Annotated in this window: 17 protein-coding genes and 1 pseudogene; 2 read left to right on the top strand and 16 right to left on the bottom strand. The window is 35.9% G+C overall.

Going from position 1 to position 24,607, the window contains the following annotated elements; all coding sequences use genetic code 11:
- The first annotated feature begins 156 nt into the window (after positions 1-156).
- Positions 157-4,050, top strand: a complete 3,894-nt coding sequence (locus F6K27_RS07800; RefSeq protein ID WP_287274921.1) for a hypothetical protein — start codon at positions 157-159, stop codon at positions 4,048-4,050.
- A gap of 136 nt (positions 4,051-4,186) precedes the next feature.
- Positions 4,187-4,960, top strand: a complete 774-nt coding sequence (locus tag F6K27_RS07795) for a peptidase (protein WP_287274919.1) — start codon at positions 4,187-4,189, stop codon at positions 4,958-4,960.
- A 448-nt stretch (positions 4,961-5,408) separates the two neighbouring features.
- On the opposite strand, the gene F6K27_RS07790 is transcribed toward F6K27_RS07795, so the two are convergent.
- The 16 genes and pseudogenes from F6K27_RS07790 to F6K27_RS07715 form a co-directional block, all read right to left on the bottom strand.
- The gene (locus tag F6K27_RS07790; protein ID WP_287274917.1) at positions 5,409-6,227 is read right to left on the bottom strand and encodes a metal ABC transporter permease; all 819 of its coding nucleotides are present in this window, start codon (positions 6,225-6,227) and stop codon (positions 5,409-5,411) included.
- A gap of 332 nt (positions 6,228-6,559) precedes the next feature.
- Entirely contained in the window at positions 6,560-7,321 is a 762-nt protein-coding gene (locus F6K27_RS07785) for a metal ABC transporter ATP-binding protein (protein WP_287274915.1), read from the bottom strand.
- Positions 7,318-8,283 (bottom strand): metal ABC transporter solute-binding protein, Zn/Mn family, encoded by a 966-nt coding sequence (locus tag F6K27_RS07780; protein ID WP_287274913.1) that lies wholly within the window; start codon positions 8,281-8,283, stop codon positions 7,318-7,320. Before F6K27_RS07780 ends, F6K27_RS07785 begins: the two co-directional genes overlap by 4 nt.
- 604 nt (positions 8,284-8,887) lie before the next feature.
- Positions 8,888-9,574, bottom strand: coding sequence for a HEAT repeat domain-containing protein (locus F6K27_RS07775; protein WP_287274911.1), 687 nt, complete (start codon positions 9,572-9,574; stop codon positions 8,888-8,890).
- Between the two features lie 58 nt (positions 9,575-9,632).
- Entirely contained in the window at positions 9,633-9,788 is a 156-nt protein-coding gene (locus F6K27_RS07770; protein WP_287274909.1) for a hypothetical protein, read from the bottom strand.
- Positions 9,789-10,066: 278 nt separating this feature from the next.
- A pseudogene (locus F6K27_RS07765) lies at positions 10,067-10,834 on the bottom strand (HEAT repeat domain-containing protein); the annotation flags it as partial.
- A gap of 169 nt (positions 10,835-11,003) precedes the next feature.
- Positions 11,004-11,492 (bottom strand): phycocyanin subunit alpha, encoded by a 489-nt coding sequence (gene cpcA, locus F6K27_RS07760; protein ID WP_287274907.1) that lies wholly within the window; start codon positions 11,490-11,492, stop codon positions 11,004-11,006.
- Positions 11,493-11,600: 108 nt separating this feature from the next.
- Entirely contained in the window at positions 11,601-12,119 is a 519-nt protein-coding gene (locus F6K27_RS07755; RefSeq protein ID WP_124146651.1) for a phycocyanin subunit beta, read from the bottom strand.
- Positions 12,120-12,402: 283 nt separating this feature from the next.
- Positions 12,403-13,173: a phycoerythrobilin:ferredoxin oxidoreductase gene (locus tag F6K27_RS07750; RefSeq protein ID WP_287274905.1), complete on the bottom strand. Its 771-nt coding sequence runs from the start codon at positions 13,171-13,173 to the stop codon at positions 12,403-12,405.
- Between the two features lie 112 nt (positions 13,174-13,285).
- A complete protein-coding gene (locus F6K27_RS07745) occupies positions 13,286-14,020 on the bottom strand; it encodes a 15,16-dihydrobiliverdin:ferredoxin oxidoreductase (RefSeq protein ID WP_124146649.1) in 735 nt (244 codons plus the stop codon).
- Between the two features lie 1,172 nt (positions 14,021-15,192).
- Positions 15,193-16,800, bottom strand: a complete 1,608-nt coding sequence (locus tag F6K27_RS07740; RefSeq protein ID WP_287274903.1) for an adenylate/guanylate cyclase domain-containing protein — start codon at positions 16,798-16,800, stop codon at positions 15,193-15,195.
- A gap of 1,725 nt (positions 16,801-18,525) precedes the next feature.
- A complete protein-coding gene (locus F6K27_RS07735; protein WP_124146647.1) occupies positions 18,526-19,128 on the bottom strand; it encodes a TerD family protein in 603 nt (200 codons plus the stop codon).
- A gap of 460 nt (positions 19,129-19,588) precedes the next feature.
- A complete protein-coding gene (locus tag F6K27_RS07730; protein ID WP_124146646.1) occupies positions 19,589-20,161 on the bottom strand; it encodes a TerD family protein in 573 nt (190 codons plus the stop codon).
- A gap of 634 nt (positions 20,162-20,795) precedes the next feature.
- Positions 20,796-21,365 (bottom strand): TerD family protein, encoded by a 570-nt coding sequence (locus F6K27_RS07725; RefSeq protein ID WP_287274901.1) that lies wholly within the window; start codon positions 21,363-21,365, stop codon positions 20,796-20,798.
- 1,320 nt (positions 21,366-22,685) lie between these two features.
- Positions 22,686-23,222 carry a peptide deformylase gene (gene def / locus F6K27_RS07720; RefSeq protein WP_287275056.1) on the bottom strand — a complete coding sequence of 179 codons (537 nt, stop codon included), beginning with the start codon at positions 23,220-23,222 and terminating at the stop codon, positions 22,686-22,688.
- A 934-nt stretch (positions 23,223-24,156) separates the two neighbouring features.
- Positions 24,157-24,480, bottom strand: coding sequence for a tripartite tricarboxylate transporter permease (locus F6K27_RS07715; protein WP_287275054.1), 324 nt, complete (start codon positions 24,478-24,480; stop codon positions 24,157-24,159).
- Between the last annotated feature and the right edge of the window lie 127 nt (positions 24,481-24,607).

The following is a 24,607-nucleotide window of genomic DNA, read 5'->3' as shown; positions in this document are numbered from 1 at the left end:
GCACTGACTGCGGCTCTACAGATTCAGTCTGAGTATTATCGCGCCGAAGTTATCAGTGCTTGGGCTGAGAAATTACCACCAGAGTTATTACCAGAAGCACTGCCTGCTGCTCGACGGATTCAACATGAGGGATATCGCGCCCAAGTTCTCAAAGCTTTGGTTAATAAATTTCCAGAATTATTACCAGAAGTTCTGACTGTTGCTCTACAGATTCAATATGAGGGATATCGCGCTCAAGTTCTCAGTGCTTTGGCTAATAAATTGACACCAGAATTACTACCAGAAGCACTGACTGGTACTCGACAGATTCAGTCTGAGAAAGAACGCGCCCAAGTTATCAAAGCTTTGGCTGAGAAATTTCCAGAATTATTACCAGAAGCAATAGCTGCTGCTCGACAGATTCAGGATAAGTATCATCGCGCTCAAGCTCTCACTACTTTGGTTAACGAATTTCCCGAAATATTACCAGAAGCACTGGCTGTGGCTCGAAAAATTGAGCATGAGGAATTTCGCGCCCTAGCTCTCAACGCTTTGGCTGAAAAATTTCCCGAAATATTACCAGAAGCTCTGGCTGCGACTCGACAGATTCAGAGAAAGGAATATCGCGCCCAAGTTCTCTGTGGTTTGGCTGGGCAATTTCCCGAAATATTACCAGAAGCACTGACTGCGAGTCGGCAGATTCATCCTGGGAGATATCGCGCCGAAGTTCTTAGTGCTTTAGCTAATAAATTGACACCAGAATTATTACCAAAAGCATTGAGTGCTGTTCGACATATTCAGAATCAGTATCATCGCGCCGAAGTTATCAGTGCTTGGGCTAATAAACTTCCCGACGAATTATTATTAGAAGCACTGGCTACAGCTCGAGAAAGTGAGGATCAGGGATATCGCGCCCAAATTCTCTGTGCTTTGGCTGATAAATTTTCCAAATTATTACCAGAAGCACTGACTGCGACTTTGGAGATTCAGGATGATATATTGCGTGCCGAAGTTCTCAGTGATTTGGCTAATAAATTGACACCAGAATTATTACCAAAAGCACTGACTGCTACTCTACAGATTCAGCATTACCATTATCACGCCGATATTCTCTGTACTTTGGCTAATAAATTGACACCCAAATTATTGCCAAAAGTATTGACTGCAGCTCGAGATACTAAGTATAAGAAGGAAGATCGCGCCCTAGTCCTCTGTGCTTTAACTGAGAAATTTCCTGAATTATTACCAGAAGCACTGACTCTGGCTCGACAGATTGAGCCTGGGAATAAACTCCTCCAAGTTATCAGAGCTTTGGCTAATAAATTGACACCAGAATTATTGCCAGAAGTACTGGCTATTGCTTCACATATTCAGCATGAAATATATCGTGCCCAAGTTCTCAAAGTTTTGGCTAATAAACTTCCAGAATTATTGCCAGAAGCACTGGCTATGACTCCACAGATTCAGTATGAGAGAAATCGCGCTGATGTTATTGTAGCTTTGGCTAATAAATTGACACCAGAATTATTACCAGAAGCACTAACAGCAACTCGGCAGATTAAGTCTGAGTATGATCGCACCCAAGCTCTCAAGGGTTTGGCTAATAAATTGACGCCAGAATTATTACCAGAAGCACTAACAGCGACTCGGCAGATTCAGGATAAGAAAAATCGCGCCCAAGTTCTCATAGCTTTGGCTGAGAAATTTCCCGAATTATTACCAGAAGCACTGACGACTACTCGACAGATTTGGCCTGAGTATGATGGCTCTAAAGTTCTCATAGCTTTGGCTGAGAAATTTCCTGAATTATTACCAGCAATACTAGCTACAGCTCGACAGACTCGCGATCGTAAAACTCGCGCCGAAGTTCTCATAGCTTTGGCTGAGAAATTGCCGGAATTATTACCAGAAGCTCTGGCTGCTGCTCGACAGATTAAGTCTGAAATAGGTCGCGCCGAAGTTCTCATAGCTTTGGCTGAGAAATTGCCCGAAATATTACCAGAAGCTCTGGCTATAGCTCGACAGATTAAGTATGAGCCTCCTCGTAGCGAAGTTTTCAAAGCTTTGACTAATAAATTTACACTAGAATTATTACCAGAAACACTGGCGACTACTCGACAGATTCAGGATAAGTGCCATTCCTCTGAAATTCGCAGTACTTCGGCTGATAAATTGACACCAGAGTTATTACCAGAAGTACTGACGGAGGTGAGGCAGATTCAGGATGAGTACCATCGCGCTAAAGTTCTCAGTTATTGGGGCGATCGATTACCACCAGAATTATTGCTAGAAGCACTGACTGTGACTCGACAGATTCAGTCTGAGAAAAATCGCACCGAAATTCTCAGAGCTTTAGCTAATAAATTGACACCAGAATTATTACCAGAAGCACTGACTATGGGTCTACAGATTCAGTCTGAGAAAAATCGCACCGAAGTTCTCGTAGCTCTCGCTAATAAATTGACACCAGAGTTATTACCGGAAGCACTGACTATGGCTCTACAGATTCAGTCTGAGGGAGATCGCACCCAAGCTCTCAAAGCTTTAGCTAATAAATTGACACCAGAATTATTACCAGAAGTAGTGGCTGCTACTCGACAGATTCAGTCTGCTCCACAGATTGAGTCTGACATACATCGCACCCAAGTTCTGACAGCTTTAGCTAATAAATTGACACCAGAATTATTACCAGAGGTACTTGCTGTGACTCGACAGATTCAGGATGAGAAATATCGCGCCGAAGTTTGGAGTGCTTTGGCTGATAAATTTCCCAAATTATTACCAGAAGTACTGGCAGCAACTCAACAGATTGAGTCTGACAGATATCGCGCCCTAGCTCTCTGTACTTTGGCTGAGAAATTTCCAGAATTGTTACCAGAAGCACTGACTCTTGCTGGACAGATTCAACAGGTTCAGTCTGAGTATGAATTCTGCGAAATTCGCATTGCTCGCACTGAAATGATCGGAGCTTTAGCTAATAAATTGACACCAGAAATATTACCAGAAGTACTAGCTGCTGCTCGACAGATGCAGGATGATGGATATCGCGCCGAAGTTCTCCTGGCTCTCACTAATAAATTGACACCAGAATTATTACCAGAAGCAGTGACTATGGCTTGGCAGATTCGGGATGACGGATATCGCGCCCAAATTCTCAGTGCTTTAGCCCAGAAATTTCCCGAAATATTACCAGAAGCACTGGCTGCGACTCGACAGATTAAGTCTGAGGGATATCGCGCTGAAGTTCTCAGTACTTTGACTGAAAAATTTCCCGAAATCTTACCAGAAGCACTGACTGCGACTCGACAGATTAAGTCTGAGGGATATCGCGCTGAAGTTCTCTGTGCTTTGGCTGATCAATTGACACTAGATTTATTACCAGAAGCATTGGCTGCTGCTGGAGATGTTTGGGATGAGGAATATCGCGCCCAAATTCTCAGTGCTTTAGCAGGTAAATTTCCTGAAATCTTACCAGAAGCACTGGCGGAGGCGAGGCAGATTCAGGATGAGAAAGAACGCGCTGAAGTTCTCAGTGCTTTAGCAGGTAAATTTCCCGAATTATTATCAGAAGCACTGGCGGAGGCGAGGCAGATTCAGGATGAGTATGCTCGTTTCCCAGTTCTCGAAGCTTTGGCGGATAAGTTGACACCAGATTTATTACCAGAAGCACTGGCTGCTGCTCAAGATAATCATAAAAAAGATCGTCCCGGATTCCTCACAACTGGGAATGAATTAACTTGGAATGAAGATCGTGCAGAATTTCTCGCAGCTTTGGCTGAGAAATTGACACCAGAAATCTTACCAGAAGCACTGGCTGTTGCTGGGCAGATTAAGGAAGAGAAATATCGCGTCCAAGTTCTCAGTGCTTGGGCCAATCAACTTTCACAAATGCCAAAAACTCAACTTTACTCCCTCTGGCAAAATATCCTGCACACCCTATCCTTTGGCAGTCGCCCTGAATTACTCTCAAACATAAAAGCATTAACTCCCGTCATTTTTTCTTTAGGAGGTGAAGAAGCGATCAAAAACACAGCTATTGCTATTCAAGACGTTTCCCGGTGGTGGCGGTAATTTCAGTTATCAGTTATCAGTTATCAGTTGTTAGTTGTCAGAAGGGAAAAGAGTTAGGTTGAATGGTTATAATTACCCTCGTAGTTAGGCTTTAGTCCACCAATTACCTTTGTTCATAACCTATCACTTTCTTAAAATGTTTGTTAACAGAATAGTATCGGTTTATTTGCGCTTATTTTTTCTAGGTTTTGCTGTTTGGATGCTAGCTTTCTATTTTTTGATTTCAAATCCTAATGTAGAGGTTAATGCTCAAGATTTACCTACTCTAAAAACTCACCCCTTACCACCAACTTTGGCACAATGGAAAGACACCAGTAATAGCGGTGATTATTTCGATCGCATTGAAGTTCAGGATGTAGGTTATTTAATTTGGTCGCAGTTTCCCATTAAAGTTTATGTCGAATCTTCTCAAAACAGTAAGAAATCAGAAAATAACCTATTTTCTAGCTCAGTTAAATCAACTCCTGACTCCTTGCAAAACATATCTCGCTCTCGTCAATGGGCTAATATTGTAATAGATGCTATCTGGGAATGGAATACTTATTTACCCTTGCAAATAGTAGATAACCCAGAAATTGCCGATATCAAAATTTTTAACAAACGACCTCCTTTAACCCCCGGAAATTTAAGAGCGCGTTCTGCGGAGACTCGCTATCAGCTACATCAAGATGACAAGGGAATTTTATCTCAGAGTTTCATAATTTTGTTAAGTCCAATGCAAGTAGGTAAATATATCCCTGCTGCTGCTCGTCACGAATTCGGTCATGCTTTAGGTATTTGGGGCCATAGTCCTGAAAAAACTGATGTTATGTATTATTCTCAGGTCGCAGAACCTCCTCCTATTTCAGCGAGGGATATTAATACTTTGAAGCGGATTTATTTGCAAGCAACTAGATTGGGGGTTCAATAATTAATAATTAATAATTAATAATTAATAATTAACAATTACCTCTCCTTGAAAAGAAGAGGATTTACTAAAAGGAAATTTTTTTCTTCTCTTGGTCGATTGGATATGGCGAGGAAACCCGTTCTTGCAGACCCGCTCCGAATGGCGCCATCCCACCCTTCGGGAAGCTCCGCTAACGACTGCTTTTTTCTCCTTTAAAGCAGAGGCTTTTTACCTTAATTATTCGGTAAGTTTCCTTTGCAATCAGATTTGGAATAGGCACTTAGTTTATTGCATGAAAGTGGCGATATAGGTTCTGCTAGACTCTGCTAAGGTAGCAAAACCTCTAAGTTTTCTCCAATTTTATAGCAGTCTAAGGAAAGGTTAGGATATATCAAAAGATTAAAACTCAGACAACCGAATATTTTTCCTTCTTCCTTCTTCCTTCTTCCTTCTTCCTTCTGCTATAAATTCAAAACTTTCCTCGACCGGAAAATACTACTATCAAAAATGTCACTAACTGTACTAAAACAATACTAGGACCAGAAGGTAAATTAAAACTACCAGATACTATCATTCCTAACACCCCACTCATGGCACCAATTGTGGCAGAAACTCCTAAAAACGGTACAAATTGATGACAAATCAACTTAGCTGTTGCTGCTGGAATTACCAAAAAAGCATTCACCAATAAAATACCAACTGCTCTCATAGTCAGAGCGATCGCCAGGGATAAAATAATTATAAATATATATTTATATCTTTGTACTGGTATCCCTTGAATTTGTGCTAAATCAGGATTTAAAGTTAATAATATTTGTTGTTGTAAAGTCAGTCCTAACCAAACCAATGTTACGATTAACAAAATAACTAAAAAAAGTAAATCTAGATTACTAATTGCCAAAATATCTCCAAATAATATAGATAATAAATTTCCTCGATACCCAGGTATAAAATTAAACCCAATAGTACCCAATGCAACCGAACTAGCAATTACAATACTTAAAATTGTATCTCCACCTAAATTAGTCTTTTCAATTAAATAATTTATTCCTAATCCAAAGAATACCAAAAAAACAATCAAAGCGATCGTAAGTGGTAACTTTAATAAAACAGCTAATACTACAGCTAAAAAAGCTGTATGACCCAAGGACTCTCCAAATAAAGATAATTGGCGCAAAATCACGAACCCACCAATAATTCCTCCTAAAATTCCTAATAGAATACCCCCTATAATTGCTCGCTGCATAAATGGTAGACTAAATAAATTAATCCATTCTGAAAAATCCATATTTATTAATTTTGAATAAAGCCAAAAATTTATTGTTTTTAGGCAACAGGCAACAGGCAACAGGCAACAGGGAATATATAAGAAAAAAGTATTTTTGCAAATATGAGATGCACCCTCTTTTTTGGCTAAGTAAGTTTATTTATAGAGAAGCTAAGGTTAATAATTATAAATACACAATAACATCTATAAATTTAACCAGTCTTCATCTGAAGTCCGGTTATACCATGTCCGGATAATCAGCGAACAAAAACTTTATCCCTTCTAATCTTTTCTTCCCTTCTGCCTTCTGCCTTCTGCCTTCTGCCTTCTGCCTTCTGCCTTCTGCCTTCTATTTAGCGCTGATGAACATATCTAATTAAATTATCCCCATAAACTTCACTCAAGTTATTTTTATCCAAAGCAACACTAGGTTTACCCTGACAACATAAACGACGATTCATACAAATAACTTGGTCACAATAACGACTCACCATATCTAAATCATGGGAAACTTGCACAATAGAAAAACCCTCTTCTTGATGTAAATTTGCCAGTAATTCAGCAAACTGTATTTCTCCAGTTGGGTCTATACCAGCCATAACTTCATCTAAGATTAATAATTGTCTATTTTGCACCAAACAATATCCTAATAAAACCCGTTTTAACTCTCCACCACTTAAACTTCCTATTGGCTGTTTGGCATGATTTTCTAACTTAACTTGTACCAAAGCTTTTTCTATTGCCATAAGCTTTTCCCGTGACTTCATCAAACCTTGCTCTGGGTAACCTAAACTGATTAATTCAGCCACACTTAAAGGAAAACTCCGGTCAAAAGGTAATTTTTGGGGAATATAACCAATTTTTTGCCAATGTTTTCCTAAATCTTTTATTTGTTTACCTAGAATTTCTATATAGCCTGATTCATAAGGAATTAAACCTAATATTGCCTGAATTAATGTACTTTTTCCTGCGCCATTCGGACCAATAATTGCTGTATTACTACCAGGAAATATTTGAAATGACACAGATTCTACTGCTTGATATTTTCCTCTAATTACTGTTAAATTTTGTACTTCTACTACTGGCAGATTTTTGTCAATTTCTGCTAATTTCACTGGCAAACTTCCTCTAAAGTTTTTAAATTATTTCTCATGGCAGTAAAATAATGTTCTGAGTCTAACGAACCGCTGTTTATTGGGTCTAATTTTTTGATGGGTAATTTAACATCTTTAGCAATTTGTTGCATCCGATTATCATTAAATCCAACTTCAGCAAGTAAACCTTTAACTTGATATTCTTGGGCTGCTTTTATTACTCTTTGAACATCTCTAGGCGTAATATTATCTTCTGGCAATTCTACCACTGCCATTTGTTGTAAATTGTACCGTTGAGCTAAGTAAGGATAAGCATCGTGAAAAGCAATAAATTTACATCCTTGAAAAGGTGATAAACGAGTTTGAAATTCTTGGTGAAGCTCCTGTAATTTACGAAGATAAATATCAGCATTGGCTCTATAAGTAGCTTCATTATTAGAGTCAGCTTGAATTAAACCATCCCGAATATTCTTAACTTGTTGTTGCGCTAAAACAGGGTCTAACCAAACATGAGGGTTTCCTTCTTCATGGTGATGACCGTGGTCATGGTCGTGGTTGTGGTGGTCGTGGTCATGGTCCTCGTGGTCCTCGTGGTCCTTATCTTCTTCTTCTAGGGGTTCTATATTTTGACTAGCATCAATTTCTTGAAGTTGAGAGTTACCTGTAGCATCAACTAATTTCTCTAAAAATTCTTCTAAACCCAACCCATTTTTTACTAATACATCTGCCTCTGCAATACTCCGTGCATTCTCTGGCGTTGCCTGATAATCGTGGGGGTCTGCTCCCGCAGGAATTAAGAGTTCTACTTTTCCACTTTCTCCGGTAACTCCTTTGGTAAACATATATATAGGTAAGAAAGTTGCTACTATTTTAGTTTCATTTTGATTTTGGGCCACACTACTAACACTTCCGAGAGAAACAGCCGTGGCCAGTGCTGCTGTTCCTAAGAATAAACAGTGAATTCGTCTAATTGTCTTGAGCATTAGTATACAGGTTATTTTTGGGAATGATTATCATTTTCAAATTCATCATACCACAATGGGTAGTATCAAATCCGGTAGCATTGGTGTAATTAGATAAAAAGGATGGGGAGGTGTGGGGAGTGTGGCAATGGCGTTCAGATGGAACATTATCATTTTCTTTGTGGGTTTAATACCCCACCGTCAACGGGGGTGTTCACGCATTACTTGGGGGAGCGAATCCCCATGTAATTTTCCTCCTGTCTCCAGTATAGCTGTCTCCTGTCTCCTTCTTCAATAAGGGAATTTGATATGATATAATGTTAACTGGTATATTTTGTATAAAAGTTAGCGTAGATATCTACAGGAAATTTACAGCAGATTCCTCCCATAAGGAGTATAGAGATTAACAATTAAATTTTTGTAGTGCGGGCATCTTGCCCGCGATGGGTGTATTTCACGCTTAGTGGAATCCGCTATAAGTTTTGTCCAGGTTTTAAGCCTTTTCCCTTTTGACTTATAACTTAGGACTTCTGACTTCTAATACTATTTAACTTAAAAAATGTCACAAATAGTTGGTAAGTGATGAAGTCAAATAATAAGCTGAAATTACTGTAGAGTAGAGTTTTTAAGTAATTAAAATATCACTTTCAACTTCTGACTTCCTTTCTCTCCCCAAGTCTGCAATAGCCATTTGTGCCCTAGCACTAACCGCTAAAGTTGTATCTGTATCAACAATCTCCTCAAACCTGGTCAAAATATCCTCAAGCCATTTTGGATAAGTAACTTCTACAGTTTTGGCCAAACCATACAAACCAACTACAGCAGCATAACGCACTATCCATTCTTGGTCTTGGGATACTTGCAAAAGAGTCTTCATCGTAGATAGTTGAGAATCAAAAATCTGCGATTCTGGCAACTTTTTCCAATCAATAAAACCTAAGCCTTTTGCCGCACCACGTCTGACACTAAATGAAAAGTCATTTATTGCAGCATCTAATAATAAATCTAATCCACGAGGATCGCCAATACCTGCCAATGCTCTAATTGCCCAAGCTCTAGCACCATAGTTATAACCGTCAAGTTTTTCTAGTAGTGGAAGTACTGCCGTTTCCCCAAGTAAAACTAACCCATCAACTGCTGCCACTGCTGCGCCAGGATTGTTGTACCCTAAAACTTTAATTAATATCGGGATAGCATCTTCTATCTGAGCTGCTGCTAAACCTTTAACTGCATCAATTAAACCTTGAGAAGAATCTGCTTCTTCAACTGCTTGGATGAGTTGATTATTTATTGTTGAGGGTTGATTATTCATTCTTAGAGATTAGGGAAATAGGGAAGTAGGAGAATAGTAAAAATATGAATAGTATAAACTAATTAATATTGGCGTTGGTTAAAAGAGGTATTATATCTTGTCCGGATAAGAGTGCAAACAAAAAACTTTTTCCCTCTACTACTCTTTCTTCTTCTTTCCTGACTCCTGACTCCTGACTCCTGACTCCTAGATAATTAAGATTAATATCATACATTAATTCACCAACGCCTTAATATTTTATAAAAGTGAGTCCATTAGAGTCATTACCTTAATAGCCTCATCTGATAATAATAGTTGAGATTCTACCTTTGACTTTTGACTCTCTTGGTGCGCATTCCCTCTCTTGGTCAGCATTCCCTCTCTTGGTCGGCATTCCCTTGCGTCTGACGCCGACGCGGGTTCCGACCGCTTGCGACTGGCGTCGTCGCGGGGTCTGAACGCTTGCGTCTGACGCCGACGCGGGGTCGCACCGCTTTTAACTTTTGAATTTATTGTGAGGTGATGTTCCAAAAGTCCTTTGAGGGCAATTAATTTCATACTATTTTCGGCTAAGGTTTCTGATATTGCCTTAGCTGCAGGTAAATAGCCGATCGCTCCTAAATCCATCAGTGCAGAGCGTCGTAATTGTAGATTATCACCATCTAATGCTTGAGTCAGATATTCTCCATAAACTGCTTCTCCGGTTAGTTGATATAGAGCGCGAGCAGCAGCATATTGCACTTTCTCTACAGGATGTTCGATAAAAGGTTTAATTAAAGGAATTGCTGATTGAGCTTGAAGTGTTCCTAAAGCTTCAATAATGTCTTCGTAGGGTTGAACAAGATGAGGCTTACCTGGAACTAATACTGCAGCTTCAACCCCTCCATCTAAAAGTTTAATTAATGCGGAAATGCAGCTAGGGTCTCCTAGCATTTCTAATGCTTCTGCTGCTGCTTCTCGCACATAGTAGTCTGAGCTTTCCAAACATTTAATCAAAGCTGGTACAGCTTTTTTGTCTTCTAACTTACCCAAAGCTCTAGCTGCATTGCGTCTGAGAGGATACCCACCGTCTTCTGTTCGGTCAGAGTCATCTTCTAGAGCTGCAATTAAGCCTTCTATAGCAGCAGGTATATTTACTCGAAATCTACCCAACCACCAAGCAGCATAATATCGTTTACCTAATTCTTCATGCCAGAGATTGGCGATCGCTTCTTCTACTGTTAGAGACTCGCCACTGTCGGACATTTTTTCTGATGGTGAATCCCAATGCTGCTGTGCCATAACTTCATTTAATTCAACTCTGACAAAAAACGATGCCTGGAAAGATAAACAGATACTAACGACAGGCCAGCACCTGTATACCTCTCCAGGCTACGTTAAATATTAGCTTAGGGTAGTTAATTTAGTGAACATTAATTTCACATTCACCACCTAGTTACTATGACAACTACTAGCTGAGAGCATTGATAGCATACTCAAGATAGTTGTTAGCTTCAGTCGCAGGATCGCCAGTTATACCATGGTTAGCTTTGATATACTTCAGCGCTTCAATGTACCAGCTAGGAGACAACTCGAAAGTCTTGTTGATTTCATCGATACCTGCAATGAGATACTCATCCATAGGACCTGTACCACCAGCAATCAGACAGTATGTTACCATCCGGAGATAGTAGCCGATGTCACGAGCACACTTTGACTTTCCTGTAGGAGTCGAAGCATAGTTAGGTCCCTGGGTTGTAGTAGTATAAGGGAACTTGTTGTATACTGCTTGAGCAGCTCCATCAATCAAACTTTTGGATTTCTCAGTTAGCTTTTTAGCAGCTTCTAAACTTGCTGGAGCATATTTAAAACGACCAAGTGCTGAGAATAATTCTGTGCTAGTCAGAAAGCGACCTTGAGAATCTGCCGCTGTTACTGCTTCAGTAAGAGGAGTTTTCATTGTTGAGATACTTTCCTAAATCTTGTGAGTACAAATTTTGCTACAAATTTAAAGTCTTTAGAGATGCCTAGATGAAGCATCTTTAAAAAAAAGTTTTTTACAGTGTTATTAACTAACTGCTGCCGCAGCGCGGTCGAAGTAGCCACCAATCTCAGACATTAAAGAGGAGCAATCTCCAGGAGTAATGCCGTTAGGATCGTTAGCAATTGCAATAGCTGCTTCTTTCATTTTTTGAACACCTACTGCTACAGAAGCACCAGGAGTTCCTAGAGCTAAGTAGGTTTCACGCAATCCATTGAGACAACGGTCATCTAGCACACTTGCATCGCCGGCAAAAGTAGCATAAGTTACATAACGTAGGATGATTTCCATGTCACGTAAACAAGCTGCCATACGACGACTTGTATAAGCATTTCCACCAGGAGCAATCAACTGAGGCTGATCTGCAAATAAAGAACGAGCTGCATTAGCGACTATAGTAGAAGCGTTACCAGTAATACGGTTAACTGCATCTATACGCTTGTTGCTCTCTGCAACCATTGCTGCCAGAGCGTCGATCTGGCTAGTAGAAACAAATTCACCCCTGGCATCTGCCTGGGAAACTACTTTTGTAAAAGCATCAAACATCGATTAATTCTCCTAATTTGATTTTTTTTTAGTTGCTTTTCGATGCTATGGGTATTTTTTTAGTTTTTTCAGGCTAGCTGCCCATGCCCGGAAAAGTAAAATTGGATTGTTTGAGAATCCTGAGAAAATCTTACACTGTTTATGAGAAGCTTTTCAAGCTTATCAATCAATGTTTTTGTTGATTTTCTTTTATCTTTATAACCCTTCAGATATTCTTTATACTATGCTGTTGTATTTTTATTTATTACAAATTATTAACAAAATTTTCTACACAATAGCAAAGTTAAACAGGATTTAAGGCCAACTGTCTTTCTAGGTCAAATAGAAAGCCATGAATATATTCTTCTGTCCATTCAGGGCCATAAAATCTAGTAAACATTCCTCTAGCTGGATCTTTTTCGGCTCGATATCTGAGATAACGCAGTTGTGCCTGCTTGATTTCTGCTAATTTCTCTACATCAGTAATAGGTTGTGCTTGCTTTACAAAAATTAAATAAGCTTGCAGGTAATCTTTGAAGGCTTCAAACACTCTTGTCTCGACTAATTCATTTTTTTGAGGACGAGTCCAAAGAAAAGCTGGAGAAAAGAAAGGGGTTGCTTCTTCAGGAAAATCTCCTCCCCAAGGCAAATGCTGCTGATGTGTTTGGAAGGTATCCCATATTGGCTGAGTATACTTTTCTTGATATTGAGGGTCATCCCGAAATAAGGGCTGCATATCTAAGGCAATGAGATGTCCCCCTGGCAAGGTAACTAGGTCTGCCCCAAAAAATGGCAAATCATAATTAAGGTGGGGAAATATTACAAAATTTAACACTTGGAGGGCACTGCCACCTTGAACATGAGCTGCTCTAATTTGTCGGAGCTTGGGACTGCAGTAGGCGTAACTGGTTGTATCTACTTCTTGTTCTTTTTTGCCCTTGCCAGTTATAGCAACTTTATGTTCAAATCCAGAGGGTATAGGGTAAGGTTTTAGTTCTAGTTCTTGCTTGAGCTGAGTTAGAGCATAATCTAGAAAAGGTTGATACAAATTCACTATATTTTCAGTTGGTGTCATTACCTATGTATTTCAGCAATTTATCTACAAAAATTTAGCTCACACCCCCCTGGATGTGTTAGAAGGGTGCGAGTATCAATTTTTAACTGAATAGTTAACAAAATTATTGGAATTATCGGGTTGCATTGGGAACAGCTAATGGTACAGCATCTTCAAACAAGAATTCGTAGAGAAATTTTTCTGACCATTCATGGCCAAAATAACTGCTAAATAATCCTGACGCTGGGTCGCGGTCTGCACTATATTGATCGTAATCTTTTTGGGCTTTAATTATCTTCTGAATATCTTCTGTTCGATCAAGAATTTCTGCTTTATCTAACATTTCCCAATACAAGTTAATGTATTCTTGATAAGCTTCAAAAAATGTAGTTTTCACTGTCTCTGCATCTGTTTTAGCAAACAGTAAATACTTGGAAAAATATTGGTTGGCATCATAAAATTTCATTTCTAATTTTTGAGCCAAGTCATTATATTTTTCTCGCAACGGTCGCATTGGTTCTATATACTTTTCTAAATAAGATTCTTCTTGAAATAAAGGTTGAAAATCTAATACTATTAAGATTTTACTTTTACCAAAAGATAATAGGTCAATTCCTAAAAGTGGAATGTCATAGTAGTAACTAGGATAAATAACACTATTAAATACCTGCGCTGAAGCCCCTGCATCAATATAGGTATAACGTATTTTTCTTAGTTGAGGACACTCATAACACCAACTTTGGATAGTAGCTTGATTCTTGCCTCGATTACTAACATTTGCTTCTAAACCAGCAGGAATTGGTTTACTGCTTAAGTCAAATCTACTGAATAGCTCTTTTTCTAAGTATTCTAAGAATGGCTTGTACATTGATACTTATGGTCACATATTAAATCATCTTATCAGAGTAATTGATGGCGATCGCCTGAGTCTCATTTCTCATAAACAAAGCAATAATCCTTCATAAAGCCAAAAGGCAAAAATTAAATATCAAAAGTCTCAATTAACTAGACAAGGGAAAAATTTACTCCATATTTAGTGTTATGCGCCAGTAATACCAATTTGATCAATGTTTGCTACATTTTCGCATTGCGGGGGAGTAGGGGAGTGAGGGAGTAGGGGAGAGGTAAAAATAAGAATAATTAACAATAACTAGCTAATAATTATCAAAAAAAATATTCAGTCTTTGTTAATTACTTAATAATTGAAGTGTCACTTAAATATAGCATTCTTTTTTCAAATTGGTATTATACGATTTCTCAAAAAGAATGCTATGTATGATTGGGTGGGGAAGTGTGAGAGGTGGGGGAGGGGATAAAAGCAGGAAAAATCTATACTAACAGACTAATAATTGTCAAAAAAATACTTTTAATCTTAGTAAATATTTGACTGTTGAAGTCTGGCTGAAGTATAGCATTAATGCATGGGAATTGGTATATAGTAATTCCCATATTGGTGAGGTACAAAATTCCTTAGTTTTAGGGAGTAGGGAGTAGGGAGTAGTAATTCTGGTTCCCTAAGAATCAATAAATAAGAAAAACAACTGTACCTAATGACTTTCGTAAACGCTATAAAACGAAGGGATTAAACACATTTATTATGAATACTAAACAGTGAAAAGTTCTTGGAGTAACTATTGCTAGCTAAGGTTTTCAGCCCTCTAAAGATTAAAAACTATTTATTCATATCTATAAGTACTGTAAGCATTTTCCGGTAATACTTTAAAGTCTTCAAAATAAATCGTTTTTTGGCATAATTTTGTACTCTCCAGTTCCAAAATAAAACCTATTTAGGGCTTGCTGAAAAAGTCTTATGGATGAGGGTAGGAGACAGGAGACAGGAGACAGGAGAAATGGGAATAATGAGGAGATAGGAGTAAGAATTGTACCTTAATTTTTCTGCCCAACTATCTGCCTAAAATACGCTACTTTTTGAGCATGAATAGCTGAAAACTAGGCACTTTTTAAAGGCCCCAAGAAGGCTAAAACCTTATCTGTAAATACTTTTAGATTTAATCAGCAAACCCTATTTAATAGTAATTTTCAACCAATTTCTGATGGTACTTGTTGCCAAAGTAAACGATATAGTTGTATTGGTTCGTCTTTTCCTTTAACCATGACTGGTGGAATTTTTTCTAAGGGAAAGTGATGTTCTTTTAGCTTTTCTTGTGTAGTTTGACTAATCATAATTTCATCAGCTTGTGCTTCACTACATATCCTGCTAGTAACATTAGTTGTATCGCCAATAGTCGCGTATTGAATTAACTTTTCTGAACCAATATTTCCGGCTGCTACTTTACCAGAATTAATTCCTATATGGATAGCAATTGGTTCTTGATGACTTTTTTCTCTCTGCTTATTTAAACTACGAACAGCCCACTGCATATCAATTGCTGCTTTTATCGCTTTTTCTGCATCATTAGCAGTTTGATAAGGAGCGCCCCAAATAGCAAATAAAGCATCTCCAATATATTTTTCTAGAGTTCCTTCATACCTAAAAACAATGTCTTCTACCATAATTTTAAAATATTCATTCAACATAGATATTATTTGGCGTGGCTCCATTGTTGAAGACATTTTTGTAAAGCCACTAATATCAGAAAATAAAGCAGTTACTTCTGTATCAATTATTTCTAATTTTTCTGTTTCTTTAAGTTTTCTAGCTACATTTTTAGGAAAGAAGCGCTCTAATTTATTTCGGATAATTGCTTCTACTTGTATCTTATTATAAAGTTGAGTATTCTCTATAGCGATCGCTGCTTGATTAGCTAAACCTGTCATAAATTCGACATCTTCATCAGAATAAACATTTGATAATGATAAATTATCGGCATATAATACTCCGATAATTTTATCTCTAGGTTTGAGGAGTATACAAACTGCTCCATGAATTGATTGAGAAACAATTGATTCTGGATTGTTGAAGCGCTGATCGAGACAAGCATTTGTGGTCAAAAAAGTTGTACCTTTTTCTAGAGCAAAATTAGTAATATTTTTGCTATAAAATGAACCTTCAATATTAATTCCTACTCTTCCTTTTACTGCTTTTTGTTCAAGTTCTCCAGTTGTTTCATTCACTAAAAGAATAACAGCTCGGTCTACTTTGATAATCTGAAATAGCAACTCAAGAATTTTTTCTAGTAATATTTCTGGTTCAGTGGGAGAAGAAAGCTGTTTGTTTACTTCCAGCAAAATTTTTAATTTGTCTACTGCTTGGAGATTACTATCTTTTTCCTTCAGTTTAAGCACTGATAATGAATCATCTTGTTGCTGGTCTAATAGTTCGTTCAACTCAGTTTGATTAGACTCTTGTGAGTATTGTTTAACAATATTTCTTAGACCTATATCTTGTGCTTGACTAGAATTAGTAACAAATTTAAAAATTGCATTTCCACAATTAATTAAATCTCCTTCTTTGAGTATGCAACTATCAATTTTAATTCCATTAACAAAAGTACCATTACTACTATTTTGATCGACAATATTAACGCTATCTTGAGAAATTACAACTTGTGCATGATGACGGGAAACACTTGTTTCGTGAGTAATAGCAATAATATTATCTCTTTCTCTACCAATAGTAATTTCACCTGTGAGTAATTCATATACTTTTTCATTGCCAGTATCTGGAGCATAGATGAAATAAGGCATTTACTGTACCTCCTAAAAAGTATGATTAATTAGGGCTTGCTGATTAAATCTAAAAGTATTTACAGATAAAGGTTTTAGCCTTTTTGGGGCCTTTAAAAAGTGCCTGGTTTTCAGTTCTTCACGCTCAAAAAGTTAGTATTTTAGGCCAGAGTTGGGCATAAAAATCATTCTTAAAATTCTTACTCCTACCTCCTCGTTCATTCCCATTTCTCCTGTCTCCTGTCTCCTGTCTCCTGTCTTCTACCCTCACTCATAAGACTTTTTCAGCAAACCCTAATTAAATATATAGCAGTCCTCGACACAGTTATGCAGAAAATATCTGGGAATTAGGAAATAGTTTAACTGAGGTAAGAGTTTCAGACTTTTTATTCATATTAAGTAAGTTTTACAAATCTTGTATATATAAGGACTCTAAATATTCTTTGAACAAATATCAATTTGAGAAAGTACATCTAAAACTTAGCTGAACTTTCCTCTATATACTTTGATTTTTTATAACCTATTGAGGATGTCTATAGTAAAATATAGATAAATAAGTAATATCATGTCTGCAGTTTATCGTTTGTGTAAACCCAAGGGTAAATATCTACAGGGAATTTAAGTTTTTTTCAGGCTTTTAAGCCTTTTTCCTTCTTTATTATTCCTTACCTGACAATACTGATGCTACTGAACTTGATATAAGCCAAATTAAATCGAAAATATTTGCGAGAAGGAATATGGAATATAGCAAAAGGATTAAATAATTTTTTTTGACCTCATCTTAATTTCGATTTGAGCATAAAATTGGAATTAGGAACATAGAGAAAATACAGCCTACTTCCGTCAAATATGAAGCTCTATCATTGGTACAAATACATAACATATTTTCAATACCATCACTAAAACTTGATGCAGTTTTACCAAAATTAATTTGCCACTCAATATTATTTAATTAAAATATATATCTGAAAATTTTCAGATATGCAATTCAAAATATTTAGATTTCATATTACAAACCCCTATTCTATTCTCTATCCTCTATTCCCTCGTCTCATAAATAATATTAAATTAGTATCCTTTTATCTAGATAGGGTGTAGAGCAGATGGGGAGATAGGGAGAGTATTTAATGCAAATTACTAAAAATAATGTGATAGTTATTGAACACTTCAGTTATTAAGTAATAAGTCAGGATAAGTGATTTTTTGAGCAATTATTTGTATGAAGTAAAGAGATCTTATTCGTTATTTACCTACTCCCTACTTCCAAGAATATGTAGCAAAAATACATTAACTAGTTGTCCGTTATAAACTACTAGCAGTCAGCGGGAATAGTTCACAGAAAAAAGACATCTAAAAGCTTGGGTTGAAACCCCAGACTTCTAGCTTATCGTTTAATTTCAGGGGGGATTGAAATCCCCTTCTTAAAAGCTGAATGCTAAACGCTCTCTCCCTGTTTGCGGAGCATTCCGGACCGAAGCGCTTTTTAAATTTGGTATAATTACACCCTATAAAGTATTTTTGATAACCGGATTTAGTATAATTTACGGAAATCGGATGAATATTAAAATCCTATTGAAAAAAAACCAGTATTTTAGCTTCTAACAAATACTGGTTTTTTTAATTTGATAATAATTTATTTTAAAATTGAGTAAGCATAGCAGTCGAAGCAAAGGTTAGGACAGATCAAAAGCTTAAAACTCAGACAACGCAAGATTTTTCCTTCTTCCTTCTACTATATGGCTAAACTTATTTCAGAAATGAACCTACTACACCATTCATATCACTATCTAAAGGATCACCCAAAGCAGTAAATTTCCACACTGTGTTATCTCGATAAATAGCTCCCATTAACATTGATATTTTGCCCTGATAAGTACCATTACCAGATAAAGTATATTTTGCTATTTCAATTCCTTTATGATCAACAGCTCTAACAAAAGCATTTTCTACCATCCCAAATTGTTGCTTCCTTTCTTTCGCTTGATAAATGCTTACCGCTAGGATGATTTTTTGGTATTTTTCAGGAATAGAATTAAGTTTCAAAATTATTTGTTCATCATCTCCATCTCCTTCTCCAGTCAGATTATCTCCTGAATGAATTACTGTCTTATCCTGAGATTCTAAATGACCATAATAAATTACATCTTCTTTGTAATTTTTGAGTTGATCATTTTCTTGTAATAAAATGGCATAACCATCAAGGTCAAAATCCGATCTATTACCAAATAAACCAGCTAAACCACTTGCAGATTTAGCAACATCCCATCCTAGACCCATTGTCAGTCGTGATAGATCGTATTCACTTTTATTAAGTACAATTTTTTGTCCTTTTTCGAGCTTAATAGTCATGTATTTAGTACCCTTTATAAAGTCTGAAAATTTTTCAATTTAGTTAATCTGGTTTTTGGGTTATAGCAATGAACCGTTAAAAGTCAGCTTTCTAATGTTTATTTTGCTATCTGGATTTGAGGATTTATTGTATCTCAAACACTATAATATAGTTAAATCAAATTGTTTAAGCTGCTACACAAAAACTACAATTATTGTTTAGATTATTCAATTCTAGATAGACTTCTTTATCATTACTGATTTTCAAGAACATTCTTCCGCGTACTGACTTAAAATCTGCCATTGCACAATCAGGAATGATGAAATCCGAAAGTAGATATTTTTGGATTATTCTTTCCTAAATATATGTACAGTTTAAAATCTATTATCATTCTTTAATGTGCAACCCCTAAACTTTAATTTTCCAAGTTTTGGGTTTTACCTATAGCAAAACCCAAATTGAAAGTACTATTTATAGTTATTAGTAAACATATTTCTCTACAAAAGTTTGTAAACCTGCGTTATATCCTGTTCCCACAGCTTGAAATCTCCATTCATCATTTTTTTTATAGAGACGACCAAATTCTATTGCAGTTTCTCTCGAAAATTCTTCTTCTAATTCATACTTAGTTATTTCTTCTTGAGTCTCCAAATTGTAAACTCTAATAAACGAATTTTTAACTTGCCCAAAGTTTTGTCTTCTTTTTTCTGCATCATGGATAGTCACAACAAAAAGTAGTTCTTGAATACTAGAATTAACATTAGTTAAATCTACTTCTATTGTTTCATCATCTCCTTCTCCTTCTCCAGTTCTATTATCCCCCCAATGCTTTACTGCACTATCTGGTGATTTTAAATTATTGTAGAAAATAAAGTATTCATCTTCAGGGATTTTACCATTATCTCCTAACATAAATACAGAAGCATCTAAGTCAAATTCTACACCTGTATCAGTAGGATTAACATCCCAACCTAAACCAATACCTACTTTTGCTAGACCTGGTGCATCTTTAGAAAGATTAATTCTGTGACCTTTGCTAAGTTTAACAGACATTTATTGCCCTCTTTTATGACTAAACAGTTTCAAAAATTTTTTAAGATGATAGTTGATATTTTTCAGTATCTGAATAATTTATGGATGTACAGTTGAGAAAACAAGATGAAAATTAGGAAGGCAGAATAAATCAATTTAAATCTTTGAATAAGACACCTTTTTTATGGCAGTTTATGTCTTATAGCCGTCAGGATAATCAAATAGTAAAATAGTAAAAAGATATTCTGACCTTGATTCATAAATTAATTTAGTTGCTCTAAACTCTGTGACAGAATGTCAAGATAGATCATTTATTTCTTCTCCCTGCTGACTCCTAGTATCTGTCTTTAATTTGATGATTTTTTGAGCTAACTTAGAGAAATATTTATTGATTTGCCTCTCAATTTTTTGAGCAGATTTTACCTACTTATATTGGAGCGGAATATTTTTTGACTCATACAGATTGGATCTTTGGGATTACATCAAAATTACTCTCTTATCCAAAATACTAATTCAACATTCATTTTGACTGAATAATTCAGTTTAAAAGCCTCTCCTTATAAAGGATAAAAAAAAGAAAAAATATTTTTAATCAATCCTTTTAATGTTAAGGAGAGGTAATTATTAATTGTTAAACAGTTTGTTACTTAATCAATTAAGTATATTTCTGTACAAAATTTTCTAAGCCAGAATTATAACCTTCTCCTACTGCTTGAAATTTCCATTCACCATTTTTTTTATACAATTTCCCAAACTCTATAGCTGTTTCCCTAGAAAAATCTTCTTCTAGTTCATACTTAGTTATCTCTTCTTGAGTTTCCCCATCATAAATTCTGATGTAAGAATTTCTCACTTGCCCAAAGTTTTGCCTTCTTTTGTCTGCTTCATATATAGTAACAACAAAAATAATTTCTTCAATTGTCGAATCAACCATTGATAAATCTACAGTGACAGTCTCATCATCTCCCTCTCCTTTTCCTGTGCGACTATCTCCCATAGACTCTACTGAACCATCAGCAGATTTAAGATTATTATAAAAAACAAAATATTTCTCTTGAGGAATTTTGCCACTTGCTCCTAACATAAACACAGAAACATCAAGGTCAAAATCTGAACCTGTATCTGAGACATTTACATCCCATCCTAAACCTGCTGCAGCTTTTTTCATTCCAGGCGCTTCTTTGGACAGACTAACTCTTTCACCTTTACTAAGATTAATACTCATAAATATTTCCTCGATTTATTTACTATTTTTAACTACAACTAGCACAACTATAGATTACGGAAAAGGATTACAACCAAATTTTAATTAAGATTTATAATTATGACAAAAATATGATTCCAGCCAACTTTTACTATTTAGTAATGAGATGAAAACCTAAATAGTATCTACCAAAAAATTTCTCTGATTAGGATTGGGAACAGAGAAAAGTTTTATCGTAACCATTAAGCTATTAGCTGTCAGCTATTAGTAATAATATCCCAACCTTAAGGAGGGGGTTTAATGAATATAGACTTTAAAGCATATTTTTGTAGTTAAGATTTAATTTTGACTCAATTAATAAACCTTTTATCTAAAACTAAAGGCAATAGCTAATAGCTGACGGCTGAATGCTTAAGTTTTATCCTTAGTTTAAACCTATTACTAGACTGTTTAATCTTCAACAATTGTATTGTTTTTGCTAGTATTAAATGCCTCTATTTTCACTTAATCATATTCTTAAGATTGATCAATCATATTGAGACTAAAATATCTCAATTTTTTGAGCAAATCCTAAATAAACTATACTATTTTCAAGAAAGATTTCTACATGATTTTTTTTATATTAAAAGCCTACTATAAGCGGAAAAATTGGTTTGACCATCAAGGAAAATTTGGATTATTCATTGAACTAATGATAATTGATTTGCAAGTATAATATAGATAGCTATCTTATTTTATAGCATTTATCAAGTTACTAAGGTACAGTTGTTTTTCTTCTTTTCTATGTAAGTCTTCAGTCGTCAGCATTCAGCTATCAGCTATTGCTTCTGAGCTTTATTAAACCCTATATTAAGGGGTATTATTAAGCCAGAATACGGTGATAATTAAATCTTACAAAAGCAGGTTCCTTTGAGGTTAAAGTCTATATTTATTTAGTAAGGATTCAGGTGAGAGTTTTATTGCGCTCGAACTGACAGCTAATAGCTGTTTGCGCAGCATTCCGTAGGAAATGCTTACTTTTCTATTCCCAGCGAAACCGAATTACTAATCCCTACTCCTTAAAACAAGCTAATTTTTTATCTAATCAGTAATTGTGAGAAATTATAGATTTTTAGGGAACAGAAAACAGGAAATAGGAAATAAAAAAAACTGTATCCGATCAAAATAAAAAGCGCTACACACTAGAATTTTAAGGAATAGTCAAATTATCACATATGATTCCTGATTGCTATATAAATTTTGTCATTCTTGTTAGAGATTAGGTATTTACAGTGTATTCCTTCTTTTCGCTGATAAATATTTTCCTGAACACTCCGGAAATCTCCCCTTAATTCCTACCTCCTAATTCCTTGATTGAATAATTTGTTTCTGGTATTCATCTTCTGTCATTAAATCTGTGGTACTTCCAACACGATCTAAAAATACTAGACCTTCTAGATGATCGTATTCATGCTGAAAAATTCTAGCAACAAAATCTGTTAATTCTTGTCTTTGAAGTTTTCCCTCTCGATTAGTATATTCTACGTTTATTACTCTATATCTTGGTACTAAACCTCTAATTCCTGGCACACTTAAACAACCTTCCCACCCCTTGACTCTATCTTCTGAATGAGATATTAATCTAGGATTAATCATAGCTGTTGGCTCCATTTTGGGTGCATTTGGATATCTGAGATTGGGTCGAGATGCAACAATGAATAAGCGATCGCTAATTGAAACTTGTGGAGCAGCAATTCCCACACCATTTGTTTCAATTACTGTGGCAATTAAATTATCAATTATTTGCTGTAAATTTTGATCCCAAATATTATTAACAGGTTGAGCTTGACATCGCAATATTTCATTGCCTAACTGAGCTACTTGTAATACTTCCACAATTTTTTCCTCTACTAATTTTCATCAAAAAAAAAAGGGAATAAATATTTTTTATTGATTCCTCTACTCCCTACTTCGTCACAACTTACAGATTTGTGAGTATTTCAAACTACTTATCTAAGAGGTTATAGTTTGAAAATTTATTCAAGTCTATGTTTATTATATAAGCTTCTATAGGGTTTAAATCCTAAATAAATTCAAGGGCAACTTTTTCTGTTTGAGGTAAGTATTCAGCCGTCAGGTATTAAAAAGTTGGTAATGGTGCATTGTCATGATGATCTATTGTAATTATTTTGGTCAATGGGAAGGGAAATGGAAGCATCTTGCTCCCTTGCTAGGCGTCGTTCATCCACATTTACCATTACTATGTAGGACTACCAAAAAATTATCTTTGAAGGAAGAATCAGAGTTGAAAAATTGAGCAAAAATTAAAAGTTACTTTCAAAGCAAATTAGCTAATCTTCCTGATTAATTACTTGGTGCTTTTTTACCAACCGAAAAGCTTTTTGTGTAGTATTCCGCAGGAAAAGCTGACCAGCTAATACCTGAATGATTACTGTTTGAGCAATCACTCTAATTACTTGGAAGTCTCCGAAAATAATTTCCTTCGCTTCAGAAGAAGTCTCACAATTGGCAATAGTATTACCATACTAAAAGTAAGTATCCAAAGACTTTGAGAAATTTGATTCTGAAACAGAATTCCGATTTATACCAATTTGATCAACGTTTGTTACAAATAGTAGAAGTAAGAAAGAAGGAAGAAGCAAGAATGAAGAAGAAATAAATATTGAAAAAAAAGGAAAAACGATAGATATAACCATCTAAAATGAACTGGAGAAGCTGTTTTTAAACAGATATGATCGAGATGCACTTTTTATAGCATTCTTTTTTCAAACTGGTATTAGCGACCGCTAATAGCAAGTGCCCAACGCAAATTTTATTCCATTAATTCACCTAGGACAAAACTTAAGAGAAAAGGTGTCAAAGAATATTGTAATTTGCGCAAGAAATAACCAAAGACTCCGATGGCTAACATTAACAAAATAGACAGAATACTACCGTGGATAGAGAAAACCTCAATAAATGCCATTACTCCTAGTACCTGGAATAGCAGCCAATTAGGCAAGAGCAAAATACGAGCAAACAAACCTACCAAAGAAAGATTTAGGAACAACAACATTAAGTTCCCTATATACATTGAAGCAATTAGTCCTCCAGCAATTTCCGGCTGTTGGGTAAATAACATTAGGCTGAGCTGAATACTATAGAACCCCTAACCGTATCTTCATATAAATATCAAGTTTTTTTGACTAGGAGACAGCTATACTGGAGACAGGAGACAGAAGGTAAGAGAGAAAAGGTTAAGAGGGAAGATTTGGGGAGAGATA

It is taken from the genome of Okeania sp. SIO2F5, from assembly GCF_010692685.1.
Lineage (GTDB): Bacteria > Cyanobacteriota > Cyanobacteriia > Cyanobacteriales > Microcoleaceae > Okeania > Okeania hirsuta.
This window is presented reverse-complemented; position numbering and strand designations above follow the sequence as displayed.

What these genes read in the sequence shown, in the direction of transcription:
- F6K27_RS07795 (WP_287274919.1), top strand. Translation starts at nt 4,187, where the DNA reads ATGTTTGTTAACAGAATAGTATCGGTTTATTTGCGCTTATTTTTTCTA.
- F6K27_RS07790 (WP_287274917.1), bottom strand. Translation starts at nt 6,227, where the DNA reads ATGGATTTTTCAGAATGGATTAATTTATTTAGTCTACCATTTATGCAG.
- F6K27_RS07780 (WP_287274913.1), bottom strand. Translation starts at nt 8,283, where the DNA reads ATGCTCAAGACAATTAGACGAATTCACTGTTTATTCTTAGGAACAGCA.
- F6K27_RS07775 (WP_287274911.1), bottom strand. Translation starts at nt 9,574, where the DNA reads ATGAATAATCAACCCTCAACAATAAATAATCAACTCATCCAAGCAGTT.
- F6K27_RS07770 (WP_287274909.1), bottom strand. Translation starts at nt 9,788, where the DNA reads ATGTATGATATTAATCTTAATTATCTAGGAGTCAGGAGTCAGGAGTCA.
- cpcA (WP_287274907.1), bottom strand. Translation starts at nt 11,492, where the DNA reads ATGAAAACTCCTCTTACTGAAGCAGTAACAGCGGCAGATTCTCAAGGT.
- F6K27_RS07755 (WP_124146651.1), bottom strand. Translation starts at nt 12,119, where the DNA reads ATGTTTGATGCTTTTACAAAAGTAGTTTCCCAGGCAGATGCCAGGGGT.
- F6K27_RS07750 (WP_287274905.1), bottom strand. Translation starts at nt 13,173, where the DNA reads ATGACACCAACTGAAAATATAGTGAATTTGTATCAACCTTTTCTAGAT.
- F6K27_RS07745 (WP_124146649.1), bottom strand. Translation starts at nt 14,020, where the DNA reads ATGTACAAGCCATTCTTAGAATACTTAGAAAAAGAGCTATTCAGTAGA.
- F6K27_RS07740 (WP_287274903.1), bottom strand. Translation starts at nt 16,800, where the DNA reads ATGCCTTATTTCATCTATGCTCCAGATACTGGCAATGAAAAAGTATAT.
- F6K27_RS07735 (WP_124146647.1), bottom strand. Translation starts at nt 19,128, where the DNA reads ATGACTATTAAGCTCGAAAAAGGACAAAAAATTGTACTTAATAAAAGT.
- F6K27_RS07730 (WP_124146646.1), bottom strand. Translation starts at nt 20,161, where the DNA reads ATGTCTGTTAAACTTAGCAAAGGTCACAGAATTAATCTTTCTAAAGAT.
- F6K27_RS07725 (WP_287274901.1), bottom strand. Translation starts at nt 21,365, where the DNA reads ATGAGTATTAATCTTAGTAAAGGTGAAAGAGTTAGTCTGTCCAAAGAA.